The sequence below is a fragment of the Flavobacterium sp. HJSW_4 genome, assembly GCF_042436695.1.
Classification (GTDB): domain Bacteria; phylum Bacteroidota; class Bacteroidia; order Flavobacteriales; family Flavobacteriaceae; genus Flavobacterium.
In genome coordinates, this window is sequence record NZ_JBHNPP010000015.1 from 69,216 (window position 1) to 93,504 (window position 24,289).

Here is a 24,289-nt window from a genome sequence, read left to right on the forward strand (position 1 = left end):
ATTGTTGTTATGAAAACAATAGTTCTTTTTTAGCCCTGATCGAAACGACATCCTTTTGCTCTGGGGTTCAGAGCAAAAGATATAGTGTAGAGCAGGACAAGAGTTCTTTTGAAAACTAATGTTCTGCTTCTAAAAATTACTGAACTCTAAATTTCTCTCGATATTCAATTGGCTTCATTCCGACCATTTTATAGAATACTTTTCTAAAAGCTTTCGGATCATTATAGCCTGTTTTTTCGATAATTTCCGAAATTGAAAGTTGAGTTTGTTCTAAGTATTTCTTCGAACTTTCGACTCTAATATTTTGCAGATATTCGATTGGCGGAATTCCAGTCACTTGTTTAAAACGACGTGTCATGTTTCTGGCACTTGTTGGAATGTCCTTCGTAATTTCTTCCAGTTTTTCAATCGTATGATACTGACTTTCAATTTTTTGTTGTAACATGGCAACCAAAGTGTCATTGTGTAAATGATTGGGTCTGAAAGTACTAAAATAGCTTTGTTTGTATCGGTTTAAATCGATAGAAAATATTTTTGCGATTTTGACAGCCATTTCGTTGCCACAGAATTTCTGAACCAAAAGAATCAATAAATGAAAAGTTGAGGTTGATCCTCCGCTTGTATACAAACTTCCGTCGGCAGTTAAGGTTTCTTCTGGTTTTAATTTCACCATCGGAAAAGCTTTTGTAAAAGCACTGCAAGCATCAACATGTGTTGTGGCTAATTTTTCGTTTAATAAACCAGAGGCTGCAAATAGAAATGCCCCAGTGCAAAAACTAGCTAGCTCAGCACCAGCTTGATGCTGTTTTTTTAACCACGGAATAAAATTTTTATTCTTCTTAATCATCTCGCCCATATTATCAGTTGTAAAAGCGGGAATTAAAATGAGATCTAATACAATATCAGAAGTCTCAATTTCGTTTGAAGTATAACCAAAAATATTTCCCTGATCCGATTGTTCTTTGGATTGAAAAATCATGATTTCGAATGGTTTTTCTGTTCCTGAACTCAATTTATTGGTCGTTTCAAATACTTCTAAAATTGCCGCAATACTCAATAATTTGTAGTCGTGAGGCACGATTAATCCTAATTTCTTGCTCATGATATTTGTGGTTTTTTTGGAATCTCAATTGATACAAAAATAAGCAAATTGTCTTAAATGCCCCTAAGTTTGACTTTTATTGTCATTTTAAACTAATCTTAAAATTTTACATTTGCTTTGATTAATTTGTAAATTTATAAACATGAAAACAAAGATATTCTTAAATCTTGCGGTAAAAGATTTAAATCGTGCGGTCAAATTTTTTAATGAACTTGGGTTTTCTACGAATCCAAAGTTTACTAATGAACAAGGAGCTTGTATCGTAATTAGTGACGACATTTTTGTGATGCTTTTGGTTGAAGAGTTTTATCAAACTTTTACCAAAAAACAAATTTGTGATTCTACAACAACAAGCGAAGTGCTGATTTCTCTTTCTATGGAATCGCGTGAGAAAGTAGACGAAATAATTGAGAAAGCGGTAAAAGTTGGAGGAACAGATTATCAAGAAGCGAAAGATTATGGTTGGATGTACCAAAGAACGTTTCTAGATTTAGACGGACATCATTGGGAAGTTTTCTTTATGGATGAAAGTCAGATTCCAAGTAATATGTAATAACTAATTTTAAAAAGATATAATGATCACAATAAAAAATACAGTAAAAGCATCTGCAGAGAAAGTTTGGAAATTTTGGAACACGCCAGAACACATTACAAAATGGAGTTTTGCTTCTCCAGATTGGCATACGCCTTACGCTGAAGCGGATTTAAGAGAAGGAGGGAAATTTAAATCGACTATGGCTGCTAAAGACGGAAGCATGAGTTTTGACTTTGAAGGCGAATTTACGTTAGTAAAACCAAATGAAGCGCTTTCTTATATTATGGGAGACGGAAGAAAAGTCGAAATTACTTTTACAGAAATTCCAGACGGTGTAGAAATCGTAGAAAGTTTTGATCCCGAAACTCAAAATCCAGAAGAAATGCAGCGTGCTGGCTGGCAGGCAATTTTGGATAATTTTAAAAATTATGTTGAGACGAACTAGTTTTTAGGTTCAAAGACTCAAAGAGGCAAAGGTTTAAAGGTTACACTTAATTTACTTACGTTACTTATATGGTTTAAAAAGAAGAAAAAAAATATCTAACCCAACAAAAAAAAACAAAAAATGACAAAACAAATATGGTTGAATCTTCCTGTAAAGGACGTAGCAAAAGCGAAAGATTTTTTCTGGAAAATAGGTTTTTCGTTTAATGAACAGCATGACACACCAAGTTCGACGTGTATGATTGTAGGTGAAGGACATTTTGTAGTGATGCTTTTTGAAGAAATGCTTTTTTCTAGTTTCTCTCAAAATAGTCTTACTGATACTAAATCGAGTTCAGAAGTCTTGATTTCGATCGATGCAGAAAGCAGAGAAGAAGTTGATGAACTGGCTGAAAAAGTTAAAGAAGCTGGCGGAACTGTTTTTGCTCCTCCTGCAGAAAGCCAAGGATGGATGTATGGCTGTGGTTTTGCCGATTTGGATGGTCATCGTTGGAATGTTTTATTTATGGACTTTAGTAAATTACCGGATTAATATGGAAAAATTAATTTTTGATATCGATGTAAAGGCTTCCAAAGAAAAGATTTGGAAGGTCTTATGGGACGACGAAACTTACAGAAAGTGGACAAGCTCTTTTTGTGGAGAAAGTTACGTGCAAACAAGTTGGAACGAAGGCGATAAAATTTATTTTTTAGGGTCAGGAGGAGAAGGAATGAATAGCATCATTGAAAGTAAAATTCCAAACGAATATATGGCGTTTAAGCATATGGGAGAACTAAAAGATTTTAAAGAAGTTCCGCCAAATGAAGAAACACAAAAATGGGTTGGAGCAATGGAAACGTATCGTTTAGATCAAAAAGGAGATGTGGTTAATCTTCATGTAGAAGTTGACGTAATCGAAAAACACATAGACTTTTTCAAAGAAGCTTTTCCAAAAGGATTGGATGCGATTAAAGAGTTGTCTGAGAATTAGAGATAAAAGAAAGAAGCAAGAATAAAAACTAGATTTTGAATTGACAATTTATAATTAACAATTAATAATTTAAAAAATGGCAGCAATAAATCCATATTTAATGTTTAACGGAACTTGCGAAGAAGCGTTCCTGTTTTATAAATCAGTTTTTGGAGGAGATTTTCCTTATATCGGAAAATATAAAGACGCTCCAGCAGAAGAAGGAGAGGTGCTTTCTGAAGAAGCATTAAATCGCATTATGCACGTTTCGCTTCCAATTGGGAATACCATTTTAATGGGAAGTGACAGTCATCCTAGATACGGAGATGTAGGTTTTGGAGATAATTTCTCGATTTCTATCAATACAGAAAGTACTGAGGAAGCAGATAGGATTTTCAACGGACTTTCAGCTGGAGGAAAAGTTGAAATGCCAATGGACAATACTTTCTGGGGATCTTATTTCGGAATGTTCAAAGATAAGTTTGGTGTAAACTGGATGGTGAGTTTTGATAAAAATATACCAAACCCATAACCAAAAAGTTACGTTATTTTAATAATAAAACAGAAATGTTAAATTACTTGAAAAAGCACATGAAAATGTGCTTTTTCGTTTCAAAAAAACAAGGATTATTCTTTTTTATCAACGAGAGATTGCCGATTTTTGTCGCTTCAAAATAAGAAAGAAAAATGGCAGCAGAAGATAAAGAGATAATTTTATTAAAAGTTTCTGGACACGATAAAATTGGAGTTACAGCAGGTTTAACAGCTGTTTTAGGAGCATACGATGCTAATATATTAGATATCGGTCAAGCCGATATTCATGACACACTTTCTTTAGGAATTTTGTTCGAAATTGCTGCTGGTTCTTCATCAGCGCCAGTTTTAAAAGATCTTCTTTTCAAAGCTTACGAATTAGAAATCAAAGTAAAATTTATTCCGATTTCTATCGAAGATTACGAAACGTGGGTAAAATCACAATCTAAACAACGCTACATCATCAATATTTTGGGTGAAAAATTGGCGGCTTCTCAATTGGCAGCAGTTACCAAAATCATGTCAGATCAAAACCTGAATATCGATTCTATTATCCGCTTGACGGGAAGAACTTCAATCGTTGAGAAAGAAGAATATCCGCGTTCTTGTATTCAATTGTCTGTAACGGGCGAAATTGTAAACAAGATTATCATGACTGCCAGTTTTATGGAAGTTTCTAGAGCGCTAAATGTCGATATTTCTTTCCAAGAAGATAATATTTATAGAAGAAACCGCCGTCTGGTTTGCTTCGATATGGATTCGACTTTAATCCAAACCGAAGTAATCGACGAATTAGCAGAGTTAAATGGAGTAGGAGATCAAGTTCGCGCCATTACAGAATCGGCTATGAATGGTGAAATCGACTTCAACGAAAGTTTCAAAAAACGTATGGCGCTTTTAGAAGGTCTTAGCGAAGAAGTTTTACAAAACGTTGCCATCAATTTGCCAATTACACAAGGAGCACATCGTTTGATGAAAGCCTTAAAATACTACGGTTACAAAACTGCAATTCTTTCAGGAGGATTTACTTATTTCGGAGAATATCTTCAAAAAGAATTAGGAATAGATTACGTTCACGCCAATCAATTAGAAATAAAAGATGGTAAATTGACAGGTAAATATTTAGGTGATATTGTCGACGGTCAGAAAAAAGCAGAATTCTTAAAAGCAATTGCCGAAAAAGAAGGAATTCACATCAACCAAACTATCGCAGTTGGAGACGGAGCAAACGATTTGCCAATGCTAAACTTAGCAGGTCTAGGAATCGCTTTCCACGCCAAACCAAAAGTAAAAGAAAGCGCTTCAACCTCAATCTCAAGTTTAGGTTTAGACGGTGTTTTATATTTATTAGGATACCACGACAGATATATCGATATGATGTAATTTGCTTTGTCACCCTGAGCGAAGTCAAAGGGCTCAACTCAATTTTTGTCATTTCGACGAAGGAGACCCGAGCGATAGCGAATAGGCGAAGCAAATCTCCGCGAGTAGTCAACAATCAAAATAAAAAAAACAAAACCTCAGTTCTTCAAAAAGAGCTGAGGTTTTTTATATGGGCATGTCCCTCCGGGTCGGGCTATCCGTTACAATCTTTTGTGCCGAACCCCGGCACAAAAGGATTTCCACTTCTATCCCTCATGCGGGTTTAGTGGAATTAACGTTCTATTCACGAGATTCCAATTCTCGTTTAATCTCTTTTAAATTTTTCAGATTTAAGTAAAGAATAGGCAATAAAGCAATCGGAATAATATTCATTGCGCTAAAACCTTTCATAAAAACAATAAATAAGTTAAGAACGAATAACATAAAAAGCACAACACAAAAAATAGTATTCACAGTTTTTAATGTTTTCTGATTCTTAATCAGTTCTTCAGTTGTCATATCGCTGAATTTCGTATCCTTCATTTTATAGTAATTATTTGTAATGAGTAATTTTTAAAACTTTAGCATTCCTTGCGTCAATTATAATTAAAAATGTTCCGCCTTGTTCTCCCACCATTAACGTTCCGTTAATAACATAATGATTATTAACTAGATTTACTTCGTAAGGCTTTTGATGTTTGATTTTATCCTCACCATAAATCTCAAAAAGAATAGGTTCTGCAATTTTGATAGCAGTTTGGCTGTCGTTAATGAGTAATTTTTTGTTATCAACAAAATTGTCCTTACTTGGATTTTCAAGAGCATCCTTTAACTCGAATTCAGCCTGATCACTTCCAAAGTTTGAATGAGAACAGCAACTGAAAATAAGAATTAAAAGAAGACTAATTAAAATTCTAAGATCAATTTCTCTATTAGATAAAACTTTCCTTATCAAATGACTAAGATATAAATTAACACATTTCCTTTAACTGCTCCAAATAATCTCTCTGATTCGATAATCTAGGAATCTTATGCTGACCGCCTAATTTGTCTCTTTCTTTCAACCAATCATAAAAAAGATTCTCGCGAGCAACATTAATCACCAAAGGATTTAAAGTCATATTGTTGTAACGTTTTGCTTCGTAGTCAGAGTTTAAAGTCTGCAACGTTTCGTCTAGAACTTTTTGGAAAAGGCCAACATCAGCAGGATGTTTCTTAAACTCAATCATCCATTCGTGAGCGCCTTTTTCTTTGTCTTGCATAAAAATAGGAGCAACGGTATAATCGATAACTTCAGTTTGTGTAACCTGGCATGCTTTTGCAATTGCTTGATCAGTGTTTTCAACCATCAATTCTTCACCAAAAACATTAATATGATGTTTGGTTCTTCCCGTAACTCTAATTCGATACGGATTTAAAGAGGTAAAACGAACTGTATCGCCAATCAAATAACGCCACAAGCCAGAATTGGTAGTAATAACAATTGCGTAGTTTTTATTCAATTCGACATCTGCCAAACGAATTGCTTTTTGGTTTGGAGTTCCAAAAGTTTCCATCGGAATAAATTCATAGAAAATTCCGTAATCCAGCATTAATAATAAATCATTAGAATTATTTAAATCCTGAATGGCAAAGAAACCTTCAGAGGCATTATAAATTTCGTAGTATCTAAAATCTTTACTTGGAAGAATGTTTTTGTATTGGTCTTTATATGGAGAAAAACTCACGCCGCCGTGAAAGTAAACTTCCAAATTAGGCCAAAGTTCCAATAAGTTTTGTTTGCCTGTATTTTCCAAAACCTTATTCATCAAAACCAACATCCAAGACGGAACTCCAGCAAAACTGGTTACGTTCTCATTTTTGGTTTCGTTGATAATCGCTGCGATTTTGCTTTCCCATTCGCTCATCAACGAAGTTTTACTGCTTGGCGTACTGCTGAATTCTGCCCAAATTGGCATATTTTCAATCAAAATTGCTGATAAATCTCCGAAGAAAGTATTGTTGTTTTCATAAATCTGAGAGCTTCCGCCTAAGCGAAGGCTTTTTCCTAAGAACAATTCAGAATCTTCATTATTATTCAAATAAAGGCATAAAAGATCTTTACTTCCTTTATAATGGCAATCTTCCAAAGCTTCGTTACTTACCGGAATAAATTTACTTTTTGCATTTGTAGTGCCGCTCGATTTGGCAAACCACTTAATTGGTGTTTCCCAAAACACATTTTGTTCGCCCAAACGGGTGCGTTCGATTAGAGGTTGCAATTCTTCGTAAGTGGCAATTGGAACTCTTTCAGCAAAAGTCTGATAGGAATTAATGCTCGAAAATTCATATTTTTTTCCAATAACCGTATTTTCAGATGCCGTCAATAAGTTGTGCAATAATTCTTCCTGAACTTCATTAGGATATTTTAAAAAAAGTTCTATTTGATGAATCCTTTGTTTTAGGACCCAAGATGCAAACGAATTGATAATTGATAAAGGCATGAATCTGGTTTTTGGTTAATTGATTTTAGGTTTTAAATCTCACAATCTGCACAAAACAAAAAACTTAAAATTTGAATTTCGAGAGACAAATAGTAACTTTGTCTTCATATCAAAAATAATATATTTTTGTAAAAAACAATTCGATTTAAGGTAAAGATTCTACCTATTAAGTCGAATTTTAACACAAAAATTTTTAAAACTTTTGATAGATCTAAATCAGCAAATTATAAATAAAAATACGAATGCAATATCAAGGCGTACTGACAAAAATGCAAACAGAACTTGGAAGTCCAATTCAATATTATTTGGTCTTCGAAGATAGTTTCCTAAATGTTAATCAATTAGTAGATAAAGAAATTGAAATCAATTTTGTAGGCTGTCAATGTTTGAATTGCGGTAAAAAGAAAAAAATATACCGACAAGGTTTTTGTTACGAGTGCTTTTATTCAAGCCCTGCAGTTGGAGATTGGATCATGAGGCCAGAATTGAGCACAGCGCATTTAGGAATTGCAGACAGAGATTTAGAATATGAATCAAAAGCGCAGCTACAGCCGCATGTTGTATATTTAGCTTCGGCGTGCGAAATAAAAGTAGGGGTAACTCGTAAATCGCAAGTTCCTACCCGTTGGATCGATCAAGGTGCTTCTCAAGCCATTGCAATTGTTGAGGTTCCAAACCGATATTTGGCAGGAATAACAGAAGTTGCTTTAAAAGATTATTATACAGACAAAACCAATTGGAGAAAAATGCTGCAAAATTCTGTTGAAACTTTTGACTTGATTGCAGAAAAAGCTAAAATTGAAAGTTTGATTCCAGCAGAAGTTAGAGATTATTTTTATGCTGAAAAAAATGATGTTTACGAACTTCAATATCCTGTTTTGAGTTATCCTGCAAAAGTGAATAGTTTAAATTTAGACAAAACACCTTCTTTCAGCGGAAAATTAACTGGAATAAAAGGCCAATATTTGTTGTTTGAAAACGGTACAGTCTTTAATGTCCGCGGTTCGGAAGGTTATGTGGTTACAATAAATGTCTAGGTTTTTTAGGGATTTGTCGATGTTTTTTGTTTGTCGATCTATTAATTTGTTAATTAGTTGATAATTTGTTGTAATTTTAACTCAATTCCAAAAACAGAGAAGTGTAAATAATGATACATTTGATTACAATTTTGTAACAAATGCTTATTGGAAGAATTTATTTTTAGAAAATTAAAGTAGGTAGATTTGAGTCTACCACTATTTCTAAAATTTAATTAAGATTTTAATTTATAAATTATTCCATAAATGAGTGTTTTAAGCAAAATAAATGTACACAGACGTAGCATAATGCGGAATCTGACTAAGAATGTTGGAAAAACAAATATGCAGGACGATTTTATTTTGGTCGATAAAAGCGAAATCAAAAGAGTTCTGATCTGTAGACCAAATGGAAGGCTAGGAAACCTTTTATTGATTACGCCACTTGTTCAGGAAGTGTCTGAAATGTTTCCAAATTGTAAAATTGATTTATTTGTTAAGGGAACATTAGCTCCAATTATTTTTGAAAAATACGATGTTGTTGGCAAAATAATTCATTTGCCTAAAAAACCATTTAAGAGTTTGCTAGCTTATTCAAAAGTTTGGATTTCGTTAAAGAAAACGCCTTATGATTTAGCGATTAATGTAGATCAAAACTCATCTTCAGGCCGATTAGCAGTTCAATTTTCAAATGCCAAATACAAGTTTTTTGGAGATTCAAATGAAGAGGTAGAGCATAAAAGTGATTTTGAACATATTGCAAAGTATCCAGTTTATAATTTTCGAAATTATTTGGCAAAACTGAGAATGCCAACAAACAGCAACAAAATAATTGCTCCTTTAGACCTTAAATTAACTGCCTCTGAAATTGCAGAAGGAAGAAAAATATTAGGAGAACTTACAAATAACGATAAAAAAACGATTTGTATTTTTACCTACGCAACAGGAACAAAATGCCTTTCAGAAGAGTGGTGGGAAAAGTTCTATTCTCAACTTACCGACGAATATAAAGATTATAATATTATTGAGATTTTGCCTGTAGAAAATGTGTCTCAAATTGGATTTAAAGCACCGACATTTTACAGTAAAGATATTCGAGAAATAGGTTCTGTTATTGCAAATGCTGATTTGTTTATTGGTGCCGATAGTGGAATTATGCATTTGTCAAGTGCAGTACACACACCAACGGTTGGACTTTTTTCTGTATCAAATTTGAAAAAATATGAACCTTATGATAATTGCAGTATCGGAGTAGATGTGAATCTGTATACGCCAAAGGAATACATAAAAACGATAAATTCTATTTTGAATAACGGTAGATTAAATAGTTATTCAAAAGCAATATAAAAACAAAAAAAATCCTGTTCGAAAAGAACAGGATTTTTTTTGTTAAGCTTCTAAGCTTCTAAGTTTCTGAGATCCTAAGATTCTAAGCTTTTAAATAACTCAGGATCTTAGAATCTTAGTGTCTCTTTATGGATTTTTCTTCTTAAACAATCCATTCAACAAATCACTAGCTTTTTTAGTTACTTCTTGAGTTTTTTGCTCTTTCTCAGTTTTAGCAGCCTGAGTTGTATCTTTTGCTTTTGTGTTTTTGTTGATCAGATCTGTAAGTGCTGAAGTTCCTTTTTGAGTCAGTTTTTCTTTTTGTTGATTAACCAATTGTGTAGTTAAATTGCTTACAGCAGCTTTCATATCTGTACTGATTTTCGGATTTGAAAAGTTACCAGTCATTAAAGCATTAATTGGGATATTCTCCAATTTTGCAGCATCAGCAGGAGATAATTTTGCAATTAAATTATTGGCTTCAGTTCCTAAATATTTAGCAGGAACATCAAGCTTAATTGTGTAATTCATATTTTGGTCAAAACCGTGAGTTCCGCCAACTGTAGCTTTAATGTCTTGATATTTAATATCGAATGGTTTTACATTTACTTTTCCATTGTCAAAAGTCAATGCCATTTTCAAATCGTTTAGATTCAATTTGTTTAAATCTAAGAACTTAACATTTGAAGTAAGCGAATTTAAAACTGTTGAGTTTTTAGCATTTACTGTAGTCGATAACAATTGCCCTAACAAATCTCCTGAAATTGATTTAAGATCTGGAGTCAATTCTTTTGCATCCAAATTACCATTCAATTTGATAGTCGAATTCAATTTTCCGTTAATGATTCCTGCAATTGGAGCGATTTTTTTCATCATTTCCAATTGCGTGAAAGTCTGTGCAATATAAACTTGATTGAAGCCTAAGTTCATGTCAAAAGTTGGCACTTTTTCTTTAGTAGAAACAGCTCCGTTAAGACCAATTGATCCTCCAAAAATATTTGTTTTAAAGTTTTGAAGAGTTGCTTTTTCGTCCTTAATAATCAATGTTCCAGCAACATCTTGAAGTTTTAAATTATCGTATAAAACTGTCGTTGCTTTAGCATTTAAAGTACAGTTTAAGAAAGCTGGAATTTTCATGGCTTCAGCTGGTTTTGCTTCCGTTTTTGTTTCTGCTTTTGCAGGCTCGCCAGAAGTCATAAAATCATCAACAGCCAATTGTTTTGAGCTCATGTTGAAATTTCCTTTCAGCTCTTGTTTTTTAAACATAAAACCATAGAAATTCTCTAAAACACCATTAATGCTGATGTCACTTTTTCCAGTTGTAGCATCAAATTGTTTTAAGTTGATTCTGCTCGGATTAAATTCAACCAACGCTGTGCTGATGTTCATCGATTTGTTGTTTTCGTCAGTATATTTAAATCCTGACAAACTCATTGTACCAGCGTTTTTGATGTTTTGATATTCGCTTTTTTCTACAGAAGCCATATCAAAATTTGTTGTAACGTCAGCTTTTAAAATACCAGCCAAAGGTTTATCCATTTTAATAGGATATGCTTTTGAAAGATTAGCCAAGTTGATTGTTCCTTTTAAAGCAGCGTCAATAATTGGATTTACGGTTATGTTTTTGATATTCGCTTTAGCGCTAAAAACATCTTGATCAATTCTGAAAGATAACTTATCTAGATTTACATAAGTATCGTTTAAGATTCCAGTTTCGTTGATGATTTTGGTATCAATTACAATATTCTGAACCGATTTTGGAAGGTTAGGATATTGGAAAGAAGAATTGTTTGAAGCAATTTCGATATTGAATTTAGGAACCGTTGTATCTGTCAGTTCCCCTTTTGCAAAACCATTTACCGTAAAATCTCCAGTCGTTTTAACACCTTCTAAACTAGATGCGTATGCCGAAGGAATTAAACCTAAGAAATTGGTAAACGATGAAGTAGGAGTTTTAAATTTTAAATCGTAAATCTGAGCTTTTTCAGTCATTTGAATAAATCCGTCAAACTCCAAAGGCAATTGATTGATTAAAGCTTTGTTTTCTTTGAAAGTATATTTGCTCTTCTCTAAATCAATTCCTAAAACTGCGTCCAAAGTTAGTTTTACATTTTTCATGTAATTCATTTTATCCATGTCCAATGAAACTTTTGCAGTAGATTTTGTTGTCAAATCTAATTTTGAATTGGTAAAATCTCCAGTTCCTTCGTGGTTTAAACTGTCAATTACCATTTTAATTTTAGAACCTTGATCGATGTATCTAAAAGTAAAATTCTCAATTTTATAGTTTTGGATTTTCAACGCAAGTGGTTTGCTTGCTTCATCTTTTTTATCTTCATCTTTCTTGTCTTTTAGAGCAATATCGAAGTTTCCAACACCATCTTTATTGAAAATAATATTAATTAATCCATTTGTAGAACTAATTCCTTGAATGCTTAAAGGCTCTTCTTTTCCTTTGAAAAGTTCTTTCACACTCATTTTTAAATTCAATTCTCCTACCGAAACCAAAGTATCACCTTCAAAAGGAGCTTTGTTGATGATAATCAATTTCTCGATTCCAACCGTTGCGTTCGGAAAATTTTTGAATAAACTTAAATCGGCATCTGCAAAACTTACTTTCGCATCAACACTTTCATTGATGGCTTCGACGATTTTAGCCTTGATTTGGTCTTTAAACAAAAACGGAATGGCAAATAATGCCGCAACAAACACCACAATAACTATGGCACTTATTTTTAGAACTTTTTTTAGCATATATTAATAGATTTGAGGGTTTAAGGTTTAAAAATCGACTATTGCAAAAATAGTTTTTTTTACTAGAGTTTGCAGATAAAGTTTTCTTAATTTTGTAAGAATTTTATTAAACATATTAAATGAAAAAATCCGTTAAGAAATACTTTCAAAACGGATTTTTAACTGAATTTATTTTATTATTTCTGAATAAATAAAACTATTTTCTCAACCAGAGCTTCCGAAATAGGAAGTGTTTCATTACTGTAACTGGCTAAATTAGCCTCTGGATTTCCATCAATAATCTTCATTATATGATTCATCTTGTCAATAATCTGCAAGTCAGCATTTTTATTGGCTTGTTTTAAATTCTCAGCATCTTTAACAGCAATCTGAATATCATTATTTCCTTGCAGTATCAAAACGGGAATGGTCAGCTTTTGGATTTCAGTCTGCGGATTGTATTTGAACCACGAAATCAAATAAGGCTGAATGCTTGGCCTAAAAAGAGAATTCAGCATTGGATCAACTTTTTTAACCTCGAATCCATTTTTCAAACTATCAATAATCGGAAAGGTCAGGTCGTTAAGCTGTTTCATCGATTTTGCACCGATCTGCGTTTTTAAGATTTGATCTGCCGGTTCGCCTGCACCTGCAATAGACACGAATTTGTCTGCTTTTGCACTGGCAACCATTCCAATAAGAGAACCTTCGCTGTGGCCAATGATGATTATTTTAGAAAAGCGTTTGTCTTGTTTCAAGTAATTAATCCAGCTTTTGGCATCTTGAATATAATTTTCAAAAACGAGACTGCTTTCAGATCCGCCTGCGGCTTTGCTTTCTCCAATAGCTCTTTTATCGTATCGTAAAGATGCAATTCCATGTTTAGCCAAAGCTTCTGCCAACATTTTTAATGAATTGTTTTTCATCATCGGATTATTTCCGTTTCTATCCGTTGGACCAGAACCCGCGATGATTAAAGCAACCGGAAATTTTTTAGTCAGATCTGGAGTTGTCAGCGTACCAAAAATCTGATCGTTGTTGATCTTTAATATAGCTGGCGTTTCCTTAAACGTGATTTCTTTTGTAGTTTGAGCATTTATAAAGCTCCAAAACAAAACCGTTAAAAAAAGAATTACTTTATTCATTTTGATTCAATTAATAAATATTGATTCCGTAAGGCAATATCGCTTGCACTCCTTTTTGTTTCTGGAATTTTTTAACCTGTTCGATAAGAAGATAATTTTCTTCACCGATTTCTTCTTTGATGAAAGCTTCTTTAGATTTTGCAAATGGAAGATTTCCAATTAGGTCATTTAGTGTTTTTTCGTATTCAGGATAATTCTGAGTGCTGTATTTTTTTAGTTTAGCAATTTTAGCCGCTTCAGCAATGGCATCATTCAACCCACCGATTTTATCTACTAAACCAATTTTTAAAGCTTCAGTTCCAGACCAAACTCTACCTTGTGCAATCGAATCAACTTGTGCAAAAGTCATTTTACGTCCTTCTGCAACATGAGTCACAAAAGTGTTGTAGATTGTTTCAACTCCTTCTAAAGTAAAAGCTTTGAATTTTTCATCAACAGGTAAAAACGGACTGTAATTTGCAGAATTCTCATGAGTTTTAACCTGCTCTGAATTAATTCCTAATTTGTTAGCCAATGGACTGAAATTTGGCAACATTCCGAAAACTCCAATAGATCCTGTAATAGTATTGTTTTCAGCAAAAATTTTATTAGCGTTGCAAGCAATGTAATAACCGCCAGAAGCTGCGTAATTCCCCATAGAAACTACAACAGGTTTAACTTTTTTGGTAATTTCGATTTCTCTCCAGATTAAATCAGAAGTAAGAGCGCTTCCGCCTGGGCTGTCAATTCTAAGAACGATAGCTTTTACATCGTCATTTTTTCTAGCTTCTTGTAAAGAACGGCGCATAGAACCTTCTCCAATTGTATTCACATCTCCTTCACCGCTTCCAATTTCGCCTTGAGCGTAAATAATAGCAATCTGATCGCTTGAAGTGTCTGCTAAAGCTGTCGTAATATGATTTTGAGTATAATCTGAGATTGAAATTTTGTTGTAATCTTCGTCTTTATCTACTTTAAGAACTCTTCTAATGGCGTCGTGATAAACATCTTCGTACGCCACAATATCAACTAAATGCTGTTGTTTTGCCATTTCTGGAGTTCTTGCTAAAAGACCATTAGCGATTTCATTCAATTTAGGTAACGGAATATTTCTGCTTTTTGAAATATCTGCAGAAACAGTTGCCCAAATAGAATTTAAGAGTGCAGTGATCTGTTCTCTATTAGCGTCGCTCATTTTATTTTCTAAGAAAGGCTCAACGGCACTTTTGTATTTTCCGTGTCGAATTATTTCCATATGAATTCCAGATTTATCTTGAAAATCTTTGAAAAACATTACTTCAGAAGAAAGTCCTTTAAAATCTAAATCTCCAGCTGGATTCAAATAAATAGTATTGGCAACAGAATTTAAATAATATTCTTTTTGCGAATATGTATTGGCATAAGCCCAAATATATTTTCCTGATTTTTTGAAGCTTTCAAGAGCGTTTCTCAAATCTTTATACTGCGCCAAACCAAGAGAAGATTGATCATTTAAGATCGAAATTCCTTTGATGTTGTCGTCTGTTTTTGCCGCTTCAATAGCATTAATTACATCAGTCAAACCAATGCCTTTTTGCTCAGAAAAACGAGTTACCCATGGATCTTTATATTTTCCTGCGTAATCGTTTTTAATTTCTTTTAAATTCAATTCTATAACCGAATCAGATTTAACAGAAACGCTATCGTCTCCGCCAAAAACAACTCCGATAAAGATAACTCCGAAAAAGAAGAGCATGATAAAAACAAAAATACCAATTACTGTGGCAATTACATTTCCTAAAAACTTCATATGTATATTTTTTTAATAAGTAGCGAAAAAGGGCAAAATGTTACAAACTAGACATCTAAATTTAGGATTGGATTTGAGACGTCGTTTCACAAATATATTGGTTAATTCTAAAATAGTTTTAGTTAATTTGCATTAATTATGAAATTACAGCATCAAGTCGTTTTATCGATAGGCAGCAACCAAGGCAGCAGACTAGAAAACATTCAAAATTGTATTGATTTAATACACCAAAATGTTGGGACTGTTATTCAGGTTTCAAAACTTTACGAAACTCCAGCTTGGGGTTTTGAGAGTGATGCTTTTTATAATTGTGCGCTTCTTTTGCACACCAATTCATCTGCACAAAAAATTCTCAGTCAAATTTTAAAAGTTGAAAAGGAACTAGGAAGAATTCGCTTGAATCAAGAAGGATATCAGTCTAGAATTATTGACGTTGATTTGATTGCTTTTGATGATCAAATAATCGATACGGAAAAACTGCAAGTTCCGCATCCGCTAATGCAAAACAGGAATTTTGTTTTACTTCCGATGCAGGATTTAAAGTTAAATTGGAAACATCCGATTTTACAAAAAACAATTTCAGAATTGATTGCCGTTACGCCTGATGATAGTGTATGTACAATTGTACAGAAACTGAAAAGTCCGATTGAAGAAATTTCTTTAAATCAATTTAATTATGTTGCTTTTGAAGGAAATATTGGTGCTGGAAAAACTACTTTAGTGCATAAAATCGCAGAAGATTTTAACGGAAAAACTGTTTTAGAAAGATTTGCAGATAATCCGTTTTTGCCAAAATTTTATAAAGATCAAAATCGATATGCGTTTCCGTTAGAAATGTCTTTTTTAGCCGATCGTTACCAACAATTGGCTGATGATTTGGCACAATTTGATTTGTTTAAAGATTTTATAGTTGCCGATTATCATATTTTTAAATCTTTGATTTTTGCAAAAATAACGCTAGCAGAAGATGAATATCGTTTGTACAGAAATCTGTTTGATATCATTTATAAAGAAATGCCAAAACCAGATTTGTATATTTATTTGTATCAGAATACGGAAAGGCTTTTGCAAAACATTAAAAAACGCGGACGTATTTATGAACAGAATATTGAATCTGCATATTTAGAAAAAATCAATAACGGTTATTTGGAATACATAAAATCTCAAACCGATTTGAATGTTTTAATAATTGACGTTTCTAATCGCGATTTTGTAAAGAAACACGAAGATTATCTTTATATATTGAATGAAATTAAGAAGAAGCTTGGTTAATGTGATAATTAGAAAATGTACCAATTAGATAATTCTCTAAATACATTGTTTAGGATTATCTAAATTATCAAATTGGCACATTCTCTAATTTAAAAAATTATCTTTTTAATGTAAAATGTCCTTTTAAAATAGGCATTGAATCATCTACTTTTAAAGCATACCAATAATCTGAAGCAGGAAGTGGAACTTGATTTAAAGTGCCATCCCAGCTCATTTTGAAACGGCTTAATTGAGCTATTAATTTTCCGTAACGGTCAAAAATAGTGACTACCGCTTGAGGATAATTTTCCATTCCAGTTACTTCCCAAACATCGTTGTAAGTGTCATTGTTTGGAGTGAAAAATGCAGGAAAAACAAGTACTACAAATTGTTTAGCAGTTCCTCCGCACCCGCTTTTTTCTCGTGCATAAGCCGTCTGAAGTCCGCCGGGAACATCATAAAATATGTTAGAATCTTGAAAATTAACACCGTCTACAGAATATTCAAAATAATCTTCTGCTTTTACAGGATAAATAACGGCTCTGGTTCCTTCAACATCAATACGGCCGATCTGTGGAACTTTATGTTCTTCGACAACGATTGTTTTTATGCTTCTGCAATTTTCAGGAGACGGACTTGTAACAGCAACGGTGTAGGTGCCGCCCTTATTGACTGTAATAGTCTGAGTATTTTCGTTGTTATTTGACCATAAATAAGTCATTCCAGGAATTCCTGCGTCTAATGTTATGATTTGAAACTGGCACAAAGATAAAGTCTCATCAGTAACAGCTGGAGGTGTATAAATTTCGATATTTATTGGAGTTCGGGTTGGGTTTAGGCATCCATTATTTGATGCTTCAGCATAATAAGTTGTATTTGATGAGATTGTCGGAGTTGTAAAAGCTGATCCTACATAAAGGCTTGTTCCTCCAGTTGCTGAAGAATACCAGTTGATAGAACCAATATTTGAAGTCGCTTTAATGGTTAAACTTCCAGAACCGCAATTGGTGTAAGTGCTTTTTTCGGCAATAGGAGTTGAAGGAGTTATGTTTACAGTTGCAGTTACAGATTTGCGATTTGATTCGCAGCCAGCATCAACATAATAAGTTGTAGTTGTGCTTAATGTTGTAGTTGTGTAAGTAGGGCCTGTTGCTAATTGATTTCCGCCAACAGCAGCATCAAACCATCTTATTGTTGCTCCAGAAGTCGCAGTTGCATTGAAGGTAAAACTTCCAGAGTCGCAAATTGGATTTGGATTAATAGATGGAGTTGCTACAGGAATTGTGATTTTAGTGCTAGTAGCAATTTCTAGCGGAGCTTCACCAGGCATTCCTCCATATTCAACGATATATCCTTTTGGTTGATAATTACCTGTAAGATCTCCGGTGTTGGATAGGTCATTCCAAGAACCTCTTATTCCAGAACCTGGTTGAGTAATGTGCGCATAATCTTCATCGCCTTGCTGATTTGGTTCGTTTGTATTCCAAAATGCAAAATTTGGAGTCGAGCCATTTGCATTTCCGTTCCAAAAAATAGTTCCTGTTTCTGGGCCAGTGACCCATTTCCAAACGCCTTCTGTTTCGGCATCACTTCCGCCAATCCATCCGGTTCCAGATGCTTGTTCGCCAATTAATTTTGCTTCGTCAGAAGATAAAATAGTAGCTAAATATCCTCTAAGTCCGTAGTAAGTTTGAGCCGCTGCTGCATCTCTCGCTGCTGTCCATGTGATGCCTAAATTGAAAACATATTCATAATAATGCTGTGTTGAAGGCAAATAGTTTGCTTGTCCGATAGTGATAGAAAAAGTTCTTGTACCGCTAGCCGTTGCAGATGAATTCGTAAACACAACATCTTTTACGGCAGAAACAAAGTCAGCATAAGGAATTTCAGAAGTTGAATTTGTTCCTGATAATTTTAGCTTTCCAGAAGTTGCGTCCCAGCTAGTTATTATATTCGAATGTAAAGTCGGATTTATTAATTCTAATTTATCAAAACCGTTTGAATAACCAGATGAAATCTGGATATAAAGTGCTTGCGTACCATTCTCAGCAATATCATGACTAATTGTAAAGTCTGTTACAATTTTAATTGATGTTTGTGGGCAATAAAGCTGATCTCCCTTTGCAATAAGTTTGGGAGGATCAATTACAAAATTGGTTTTCTTTTGTTTTTTTACTTTTTGGTTATGTGGGTTTGAGAAGTATATGTGTTTTTTGTTAAAAGTTTTTGAATTTTCTTTTGCATGAGAAAAATTAAAACTTAAAACTGAAAATAAAAGAGAAATAGCTGTTAAATTGATATTTTTCATTTGCTAAAAATATCAATTAATTAATAATAAAAAAATAAATTTTTATTCAGGCCAATTTATTTTCTGAAACAAATCCCAAACTACAATACCTGCGCTTACAGAAATATTAAGCGAATGCTTGGTTCCCAGCTGAGGAATTTCGATACATCCATCACAGATTGCAACAGCTTCTTGAGATACGCCATAAACTTCATTTCCAAAAACTAAAGCATATTTCTGATCTTTTTCTACTTTAAAATCTTGAAGAAAAACAGAGCTTTCAACTTGCTCAATGGCCATTGTAAGAACATTTTCTTTCTTTAGGTTTTCGATAACTTCCAAAACATTTTCATGATGTTCCCAAGCGACAGTTTCAGTTGCGCCAAGAGCCGTTTTATGAATTTCTTTGTTTGGAGGAGTTGCAGTGATTCCGCATAAAATGATTTTTTCAATCAAAAACGCATCAGCAGTTCTAAAAACAGAACCAATATTGTGAAGACTTCGAATATCGTCTAAAACTAATATTAAAGGTGTTTTCTCCGATTTCTTAAAATCTTCAATTGATTTACGGTCTAGTTCGCTGTTTTCGAGTTTTCTCATTGTTTTTGAATTGTAGTCATAAAAAAAAGCTTCCAAAGATAAGGAAGCTTTTTGATTATTTTAAATGTTTTTCAGATTAGCTTTTTACTGGATCTGGTAAAACAGTACCTTTAATAGTAAGGATTTTTGTTGGTTGTCCTTCTGCGTTAGAAGTTACAGTTACGGTTTTTGTAAAAGCACCAACTCTATCAGTAGCATATTTTACACCAATAACACCTTTAGCTCCTGGAGCGATTGGTTCTTTTGGAGTAGTTGGAACAGTACATCCGCAAGATCCTTGAGTGTTAGTAATGATTAATGGTTTAGTTCCGTTGTTTACAAAAACGAACTCACGTTTTCCATCAGCATTGTGAGCGATAGTTCCGTAATCGATAGTTTCAGTTTCGAAAGCCATTCCAGCTCCTTCGATTTTAGCAACTTTAGCAGCTTTTGCTTTTTTAGTTGTTTGTGCATTAGAAGCTGTAATACCAGCTACAGCTAACATAGCGAATAAGATTATTTTTTTCATCTTTAAGGGTCTTTTTTTAATGATAAACAAAGCTATATAAAATTCTTATACCACAACCTAAAAATATCTTAAAATATTTTAATTTTTGAAGCTTTCCATTTGCCACTAAAAAATCATAAATTCGCTGTCTTAATTTTTCATTTAAAACATTACAATTTGGCAGCTAAAGAGAAAGTGGTGAAAGAAACACCTTTAATGAAACAGTACAACGAGATCAAGGCTAAATATCCTGATGCATGTTTGCTTTTCAGAGTAGGAGATTTTTATGAAACCTTTGGAGAAGACGCCATTAGAGCTTCCAAAATTTTAGGGATAACGTTAACTAAAAGAGGAGCAGGGTCTGATACTGAAACGGCATTGGCTGGGTTTCCGCATCATTCTGTGAATACTTATTTGCCAAAATTGGTAAAAGCGGGACTTCGCGTTGCGATCTGCGATCAGCTGGAAGATCCGAAAATGACTAAAACAATCGTAAAAAGAGGTGTAACGGAACTTGTAACTCCGGGAGTTTCTTTGAATGATGAAGTTTTACAGTCAAAATCAAACAACTTTTTAGCATCAGTTTATTTTGCTAATAAAAATATCGGAATTTCATTTTTAGATGTTTCTACAGGAGAGTTTTTAACGGCTCAAGGAAATGCAGAATACATCGACAAATTATTGCAGAACTTTAATCCAAGTGAGGTTTTGGTTCCGAAGAATAATAAGAATGATTTTAAAACTGCTTTTGGAGAAGATTTTCATAGTTTTTACTTAGAAGATTGGATTTATAAAGAAGATTATGCTTTAGAAACTTTGACGAAGCATTTTCAAACTAATTCTTTAAAAGGATTTGGTGTTGAAGAATTAAAAGAAGGAATTATTGCTTCTGGAGCGATTTTATATTACTTGTCAGAAACACAGCATAATCGTGTACAGCATATTACGGCGATTCAGCGTATTGCAGAAGACGCGTACGTTTGGATGGATCGTTTCACCATTCGAAATTTAGAATTATATCATAGCTATAACCCAAATGCAGTTACGCTTTTGGATGTTATCGATAAAACGCTTTCTCCAATGGGAGGCCGTTTATTGAAGCGTTGGTTGGCATTGCCTTTAAAAGATGCTAACAAAGTAAAAGGACGTCATGAGGTTGTGGCTTATTTGAAATCAAATCCTGAAATTCTGCATAATATTCAATATCAGATTAAACAGATTTCAGATTTAGAACGTTTGATCTCTAAAATCGCAGCGGGAAAAGTTTCTCCAAGAGAAATTATTTATTTGAAAGAATCTCTAGATGCCATTATTCCAATTAAAACATTGGCGCTTGAAAGTCCGCAAGAAGCTGTTAAGGTAATTGGAGACAGTTTGCATGCTTGTGATTTGCTTCGCGAAAAAATCAAAACGACTTTAAATCAAGATGCGCCTGTTGCTATTTCAAAAGGAAATGCGATTGCAAAAGGTATTAATGAAGAGTTAGATGAGTTGCGAGCTATTTCAACTTCTGGAAAAGAATTTTTAGAAGGAATTGAAAAAAGAGAATCGGAAAGAACTGGAATTTCTTCATTGAAAATCTCATTTAATAATGTTTTCGGATATTATATCGAAGTTAGAAATACGCACAAAGATAAAGTTCCGGAAGAATGGATTCGTAAACAGACTTTGGTAAATGCGGAGCGTTATATTACGGAAGAATTAAAAGAATACGAAACTAAAATTTTAGGAGCAGAAGAAAAGATTTATAAAATTGAAAGCGAACTTTTCGAACAATTAGTAGCTTGGATTGGAACTTACATCAAACCAGTTCAAATGAACGCGTATTTAATCGCACAGTTGGATTGTTTATGTTCGTTTACGCAAATGGCTGTCGAAAATCAATATGTGTGTCCGGAGATTGATGATACATTCGAATTGGATATTAAAAACGGTAGGCATCCTGTAATTGAAAAACAATTGCCTGTTGGAACTCCATATATTGCAAACGATGTTTTCTTAGATAGAGAAACGCAACAGATTATTATGATTACCGGACCCAACATGTCGGGTAAGTCGGCAATTTTAAGGCAAACGGCTCTAATCGTGCTTTTGGCTCAAATGGGAAGTTTTGTTCCTGCTGATAGCGTTAGAATGGGAATTGTAGATAAGATTTTTACCAGAGTTGGAGCTTCGGATAATATCTCGATGGGAGAATCTACTTTTATGGTCGAAATGAACGAAACGGCTTCGATCTTGAATAATATTTCAGATAGAAGTTTGGTGTTGTTGGATGAGATCGGAAGAGGAACAAGTACGTATGACGGAATCTCGATTGCTTGGGCAATTGCTGAATTCTTGCACGAACATCCAGGAAGAGCAAAAACGCTTTTCGCAACGCATTATCATGAGTTGAATGAAATGACGGAATCGATGCCGAGAATTCAGAATTTCAATGTGGCGGTAAAAGAATTAAAAGATACCGTTTTATTCGTTAGAAAACTGGTAAAAGGAGGAAGTGCGCATAGTTTCGGAATTCACGTGGCTAAAATGGCTGGAATGCCGCAATTGGTTATTTCGAAAGCACAAAAGCTTTTGAAGAAATTAGAAAAGAATCATTCGAGTGATGCTTTAAACGGAATAAAAGCGGCAAATGATGAAATGCAGATGAGTTTCTTTAATTTGGATGATCCATTGTTGGAAGAAATAAAAGAAGAAATTCTGAATCTCGACATTAATGCAATTACACCAGTAGAAGCCTTGATGAAACTGAATGAGATCAAAAGAATGCTGGTAAAAAAATAAAATATAAAAATTTTCAATTTTAAAGTTTAGGTTATCAGAATGTTATAAAATAAGTCGATTTTTTTTTGAAAAAACGCTTGTGTAATTGAATAAATGTCCTAAATTTGCACTCGCAATACGAAACAAAACAAGTGTTGCAGTTCTAATAAAATTTGAAAATGCGAAAATAGCTCAGTTGGTAGAGCGCGACCTTGCCAAGGTCGAGGTCGCGGGTTCGAGCCCCGTTTTTCGCTCAAAAACCATACAATGCTCGGATGGTGAAATTGGTAGACACGCTGGACTTAAAATCCAGTGAACAGCAATGTTCGTGCGGGTTCAAGTCCCGCTCTGAGTACTAAAGCCTCTTCTTTTGAAGAGGCTTTTTTTATGGGGAAAAATTAAGTTTTAGTGTTTTTTAAGGGAAATTTCAGTATCTTAGAAATATAGTGGCTTAGCGTCTAAAAAAAAATCAACAATCTAAAATCTAAAATTTGTAAATGGGTGCTTTTGTAATTAGCAAGCGATTTAATGATGAATATAAATTTACTTTTACTTCGCGAAGGGGGAAGGTTATTTTTACGAGTTTGAGTTATGAATTGAGGTTTGAGTGTGAAGAGGATATTGAGAAGTTTAAAGCGAATATTGAACTTGCGAAGTTTTTAAAATTTAAAGGCTCTGGAGGGAAGTATTTTTTTAAATTGATGTTGGGGGAAGTGCACTTTGCTACAAGTCGAAAATATAGTACGGAATTGCTTCTGCAGAAAGGAATAAAAGAAATAGTGACTTATTCTTCTAGATCGGAGATTTTGGATTTCTCTTCAAGTGAGTCAATTTTTGGTGATGAAGAGTCTGAAGAAGAATTAGAAGAAGTGGCTGAATAAAAAAAAGCGTTCGCAATTGCGGACGCTTTTTTTTATTTGTGTTTATGGTTAATGTAAAAATTAAGCATAAAAAAAACCATCTAAAAAGATGGTTTTAAAATCGTTAGAACTTAGGTTCTAATTATTTTTTTACTTCTTCTACTTTAGCAGCAGCAGAATCAACTTTAGCAGCAGCAGAATCAACAGTTGCAGCAGCAGAATCAACAACAGCAGCAGCTGAATCAACAGCAACAGCAGTAGAATCTACAGCAGGAGCTTCAGCAGCAGCGTCAGCTTTTTTACAAGATACAACAGTTAAAACAGCAACAACAGCTAAACTTAAAAATACTTTTTTCATCTTACTTTATTATAAAAGGTTAATTATTAATTCGTGGCAAAGATATAAATTTTTTAATATGTAAAATATTTTTTCACTTTTTTTTTAAAATATTTTCCTTACTCACGTTTATCTTATTTATCAAAGAATATGCCAAAACTACAAAATTTTCTTAAATTATCTAATTTCTAGACTAAATAATTTTTTGTTGAATATTCTTTATAAAAATTGGCTATTTTATTTCTCTGATTTATGGTTTATCTTGTTTTTTAAGACTATTTATTCAAGCACTCTGAGGTAAAAAAG

The 24,289-nt window shown here is 33.5% G+C and carries 22 protein-coding genes and 2 tRNA genes; 13 read left to right on the forward strand and 11 right to left on the reverse strand.

The window, feature by feature from the left end; translation table 11 throughout:
* Positions 1-136: 136 nt before the first annotated feature.
* The gene (locus ACE01P_RS15015) at positions 137-1,102 is read right to left on the reverse strand and encodes a GlxA family transcriptional regulator (protein WP_379699262.1); all 966 of its coding nucleotides are present in this window, start codon (positions 1,100-1,102) and stop codon (positions 137-139) included.
* Between the two features lie 142 nt (positions 1,103-1,244).
* On the opposite strand from ACE01P_RS15015, the gene ACE01P_RS15020 reads away from it, so the two are divergent.
* The 6 genes from ACE01P_RS15020 (at position 1,245) to serB (ending at position 4,948) form a co-directional block, all read left to right on the forward strand.
* Positions 1,245-1,655, forward strand: a complete 411-nt coding sequence (locus tag ACE01P_RS15020; RefSeq protein ID WP_379699264.1) for a VOC family protein — start codon at positions 1,245-1,247, stop codon at positions 1,653-1,655.
* Between the two features lie 22 nt (positions 1,656-1,677).
* Positions 1,678-2,082 carry an SRPBCC family protein gene (locus ACE01P_RS15025; RefSeq protein ID WP_379699266.1) on the forward strand — a complete coding sequence of 135 codons (405 nt, stop codon included), beginning with the start codon at positions 1,678-1,680 and terminating at the stop codon, positions 2,080-2,082.
* A 120-nt stretch (positions 2,083-2,202) separates the two neighbouring features.
* Positions 2,203-2,613, forward strand: coding sequence for a VOC family protein (locus ACE01P_RS15030; RefSeq protein ID WP_379699268.1), 411 nt, complete (start codon positions 2,203-2,205; stop codon positions 2,611-2,613).
* 1 nt (position 2,614) lies between these two features.
* The gene (locus ACE01P_RS15035) at positions 2,615-3,052 is read left to right on the forward strand and encodes an SRPBCC domain-containing protein (protein WP_379699271.1); all 438 of its coding nucleotides are present in this window, start codon (positions 2,615-2,617) and stop codon (positions 3,050-3,052) included.
* Between the two features lie 76 nt (positions 3,053-3,128).
* Positions 3,129-3,563, forward strand: a complete 435-nt coding sequence (locus ACE01P_RS15040) for a VOC family protein (protein WP_379699274.1) — start codon at positions 3,129-3,131, stop codon at positions 3,561-3,563.
* Positions 3,564-3,718: 155 nt separating this feature from the next.
* Positions 3,719-4,948 (forward strand): phosphoserine phosphatase SerB, encoded by a 1,230-nt coding sequence (serB, locus tag ACE01P_RS15045; RefSeq protein WP_379699277.1) that lies wholly within the window; start codon positions 3,719-3,721, stop codon positions 4,946-4,948.
* Positions 4,949-5,227: 279 nt separating this feature from the next.
* Here serB and ACE01P_RS15050 read toward each other — a convergent pair whose 3' ends face one another.
* From ACE01P_RS15050 to ACE01P_RS15060, 3 genes are read right to left on the reverse strand one after another with little or no spacing between them, the layout of a single operon-like run.
* Complete coding sequence (locus ACE01P_RS15050) at positions 5,228-5,470, reverse strand: redox-active disulfide protein 2 (protein ID WP_379699279.1); 243 nt, start codon at positions 5,468-5,470, stop codon at positions 5,228-5,230.
* Between the two features lie 10 nt (positions 5,471-5,480).
* The gene (locus tag ACE01P_RS15055; RefSeq protein ID WP_379699282.1) at positions 5,481-5,882 is read right to left on the reverse strand and encodes a YbbC/YhhH family protein; all 402 of its coding nucleotides are present in this window, start codon (positions 5,880-5,882) and stop codon (positions 5,481-5,483) included.
* A 16-nt stretch (positions 5,883-5,898) separates the two neighbouring features.
* Positions 5,899-7,410 carry a GH3 auxin-responsive promoter family protein gene (locus ACE01P_RS15060; protein ID WP_379699285.1) on the reverse strand — a complete coding sequence of 504 codons (1,512 nt, stop codon included), beginning with the start codon at positions 7,408-7,410 and terminating at the stop codon, positions 5,899-5,901.
* A gap of 242 nt (positions 7,411-7,652) precedes the next feature.
* On the opposite strand from ACE01P_RS15060, the gene ACE01P_RS15065 reads away from it, so the two are divergent.
* A complete protein-coding gene (locus ACE01P_RS15065) occupies positions 7,653-8,447 on the forward strand; it encodes a DUF2797 domain-containing protein (RefSeq protein WP_379699288.1) in 795 nt (264 codons plus the stop codon).
* Between the two features lie 246 nt (positions 8,448-8,693).
* On the forward strand, positions 8,694-9,773 hold the full coding sequence (locus ACE01P_RS15070) for a glycosyltransferase family 9 protein (protein WP_379699290.1): 1,080 nt from the start codon (positions 8,694-8,696) through the stop codon (positions 9,771-9,773).
* A gap of 126 nt (positions 9,774-9,899) precedes the next feature.
* Here the strand turns inward: ACE01P_RS15070 and ACE01P_RS15075 are convergent, their stop codons facing one another.
* The 3 genes from ACE01P_RS15075 to sppA all read right to left on the reverse strand — a co-directional run bounded on the left by ACE01P_RS15075 (position 9,900) and on the right by sppA (position 15,398).
* Entirely contained in the window at positions 9,900-12,506 is a 2,607-nt protein-coding gene (locus ACE01P_RS15075; protein WP_379699293.1) for an AsmA-like C-terminal region-containing protein, read from the reverse strand.
* 176 nt (positions 12,507-12,682) lie between these two features.
* A complete protein-coding gene (locus tag ACE01P_RS15080) occupies positions 12,683-13,630 on the reverse strand; it encodes an alpha/beta hydrolase family protein (protein WP_379699296.1) in 948 nt (315 codons plus the stop codon).
* A gap of 10 nt (positions 13,631-13,640) precedes the next feature.
* Positions 13,641-15,398, reverse strand: coding sequence for a signal peptide peptidase SppA (gene sppA / locus ACE01P_RS15085; protein ID WP_379699299.1), 1,758 nt, complete (start codon positions 15,396-15,398; stop codon positions 13,641-13,643).
* A 138-nt stretch (positions 15,399-15,536) separates the two neighbouring features.
* On the opposite strand from sppA, the gene folK reads away from it, so the two are divergent.
* Entirely contained in the window at positions 15,537-16,670 is a 1,134-nt protein-coding gene (gene folK / locus ACE01P_RS15090; protein ID WP_379699302.1) for a 2-amino-4-hydroxy-6-hydroxymethyldihydropteridine diphosphokinase, read from the forward strand.
* 97 nt (positions 16,671-16,767) lie between these two features.
* Here the strand turns inward: folK and ACE01P_RS15095 are convergent, their stop codons facing one another.
* The 3 genes from ACE01P_RS15095 to ACE01P_RS15105 all read right to left on the reverse strand — a co-directional run bounded on the left by ACE01P_RS15095 (position 16,768) and on the right by ACE01P_RS15105 (position 20,044).
* Entirely contained in the window at positions 16,768-18,957 is a 2,190-nt protein-coding gene (locus ACE01P_RS15095) for a T9SS type B sorting domain-containing protein (protein ID WP_379699305.1), read from the reverse strand.
* 42 nt (positions 18,958-18,999) lie between these two features.
* Entirely contained in the window at positions 19,000-19,536 is a 537-nt protein-coding gene (locus ACE01P_RS15100; protein WP_379699308.1) for an RNA methyltransferase, read from the reverse strand.
* 76 nt (positions 19,537-19,612) lie between these two features.
* Entirely contained in the window at positions 19,613-20,044 is a 432-nt protein-coding gene (locus ACE01P_RS15105) for a DUF1573 domain-containing protein (RefSeq protein WP_379699310.1), read from the reverse strand.
* 156 nt (positions 20,045-20,200) lie between these two features.
* Between ACE01P_RS15105 and mutS the strand changes: the two genes are divergently transcribed.
* The 4 genes from mutS to ACE01P_RS15125 all read left to right on the forward strand — a co-directional run bounded on the left by mutS (position 20,201) and on the right by ACE01P_RS15125 (position 23,667).
* Entirely contained in the window at positions 20,201-22,807 is a 2,607-nt protein-coding gene (gene mutS, locus ACE01P_RS15110; protein ID WP_379699313.1) for a DNA mismatch repair protein MutS, read from the forward strand.
* 160 nt (positions 22,808-22,967) lie between these two features.
* Positions 22,968-23,040 (forward strand) — tRNA-Gly (locus ACE01P_RS15115).
* 15 nt (positions 23,041-23,055) lie between these two features.
* Positions 23,056-23,141, forward strand: a tRNA-Leu gene (locus ACE01P_RS15120).
* Between the two features lie 142 nt (positions 23,142-23,283).
* Complete coding sequence (locus ACE01P_RS15125) at positions 23,284-23,667, forward strand: DUF1508 domain-containing protein (protein ID WP_379699316.1); 384 nt, start codon at positions 23,284-23,286, stop codon at positions 23,665-23,667.
* Between the two features lie 121 nt (positions 23,668-23,788).
* On the opposite strand, the gene ACE01P_RS15130 is transcribed toward ACE01P_RS15125, so the two are convergent.
* The gene (locus ACE01P_RS15130; RefSeq protein WP_008467260.1) at positions 23,789-24,004 is read right to left on the reverse strand and encodes a hypothetical protein; all 216 of its coding nucleotides are present in this window, start codon (positions 24,002-24,004) and stop codon (positions 23,789-23,791) included.
* Positions 24,005-24,289 lie beyond the last annotated feature (285 nt).

Excerpts from the sequence above, each read along its gene's own strand:
- folK (WP_379699302.1), top strand. The coding sequence starts at position 15,537 with ATGAAATTACAGCATCAAGTCGTTTTATCGATAGGCAGCAACCAAGGC.
- ACE01P_RS15020 (WP_379699264.1), top strand. The coding sequence starts at position 1,245 with ATGAAAACAAAGATATTCTTAAATCTTGCGGTAAAAGATTTAAATCGT.
- ACE01P_RS15075 (WP_379699293.1), bottom strand. The coding sequence starts at position 12,506 with ATGCTAAAAAAAGTTCTAAAAATAAGTGCCATAGTTATTGTGGTGTTT.
- ACE01P_RS15050 (WP_379699279.1), bottom strand. The coding sequence starts at position 5,470 with ATGAAGGATACGAAATTCAGCGATATGACAACTGAAGAACTGATTAAG.
- ACE01P_RS15130 (WP_008467260.1), bottom strand. The coding sequence starts at position 24,004 with ATGAAAAAAGTATTTTTAAGTTTAGCTGTTGTTGCTGTTTTAACTGTT.
- ACE01P_RS15060 (WP_379699285.1), bottom strand. The coding sequence starts at position 7,410 with ATGCCTTTATCAATTATCAATTCGTTTGCATCTTGGGTCCTAAAACAA.
- ACE01P_RS15035 (WP_379699271.1), top strand. The coding sequence starts at position 2,615 with ATGGAAAAATTAATTTTTGATATCGATGTAAAGGCTTCCAAAGAAAAG.
- ACE01P_RS15125 (WP_379699316.1), top strand. The coding sequence starts at position 23,284 with ATGGGTGCTTTTGTAATTAGCAAGCGATTTAATGATGAATATAAATTT.
- ACE01P_RS15030 (WP_379699268.1), top strand. The coding sequence starts at position 2,203 with ATGACAAAACAAATATGGTTGAATCTTCCTGTAAAGGACGTAGCAAAA.
- ACE01P_RS15100 (WP_379699308.1), bottom strand. The coding sequence starts at position 19,536 with ATGAGAAAACTCGAAAACAGCGAACTAGACCGTAAATCAATTGAAGAT.
- ACE01P_RS15095 (WP_379699305.1), bottom strand. The coding sequence starts at position 18,957 with ATGAAAAATATCAATTTAACAGCTATTTCTCTTTTATTTTCAGTTTTA.
- sppA (WP_379699299.1), bottom strand. The coding sequence starts at position 15,398 with ATGAAGTTTTTAGGAAATGTAATTGCCACAGTAATTGGTATTTTTGTT.
- ACE01P_RS15070 (WP_379699290.1), top strand. The coding sequence starts at position 8,694 with ATGAGTGTTTTAAGCAAAATAAATGTACACAGACGTAGCATAATGCGG.
- ACE01P_RS15065 (WP_379699288.1), top strand. The coding sequence starts at position 7,653 with ATGCAATATCAAGGCGTACTGACAAAAATGCAAACAGAACTTGGAAGT.
- serB (WP_379699277.1), top strand. The coding sequence starts at position 3,719 with ATGGCAGCAGAAGATAAAGAGATAATTTTATTAAAAGTTTCTGGACAC.
- ACE01P_RS15105 (WP_379699310.1), bottom strand. The coding sequence starts at position 20,044 with ATGAAAAAAATAATCTTATTCGCTATGTTAGCTGTAGCTGGTATTACA.
- ACE01P_RS15040 (WP_379699274.1), top strand. The coding sequence starts at position 3,129 with ATGGCAGCAATAAATCCATATTTAATGTTTAACGGAACTTGCGAAGAA.
- ACE01P_RS15015 (WP_379699262.1), bottom strand. The coding sequence starts at position 1,102 with ATGAGCAAGAAATTAGGATTAATCGTGCCTCACGACTACAAATTATTG.
- ACE01P_RS15080 (WP_379699296.1), bottom strand. The coding sequence starts at position 13,630 with ATGAATAAAGTAATTCTTTTTTTAACGGTTTTGTTTTGGAGCTTTATA.
- ACE01P_RS15025 (WP_379699266.1), top strand. The coding sequence starts at position 1,678 with ATGATCACAATAAAAAATACAGTAAAAGCATCTGCAGAGAAAGTTTGG.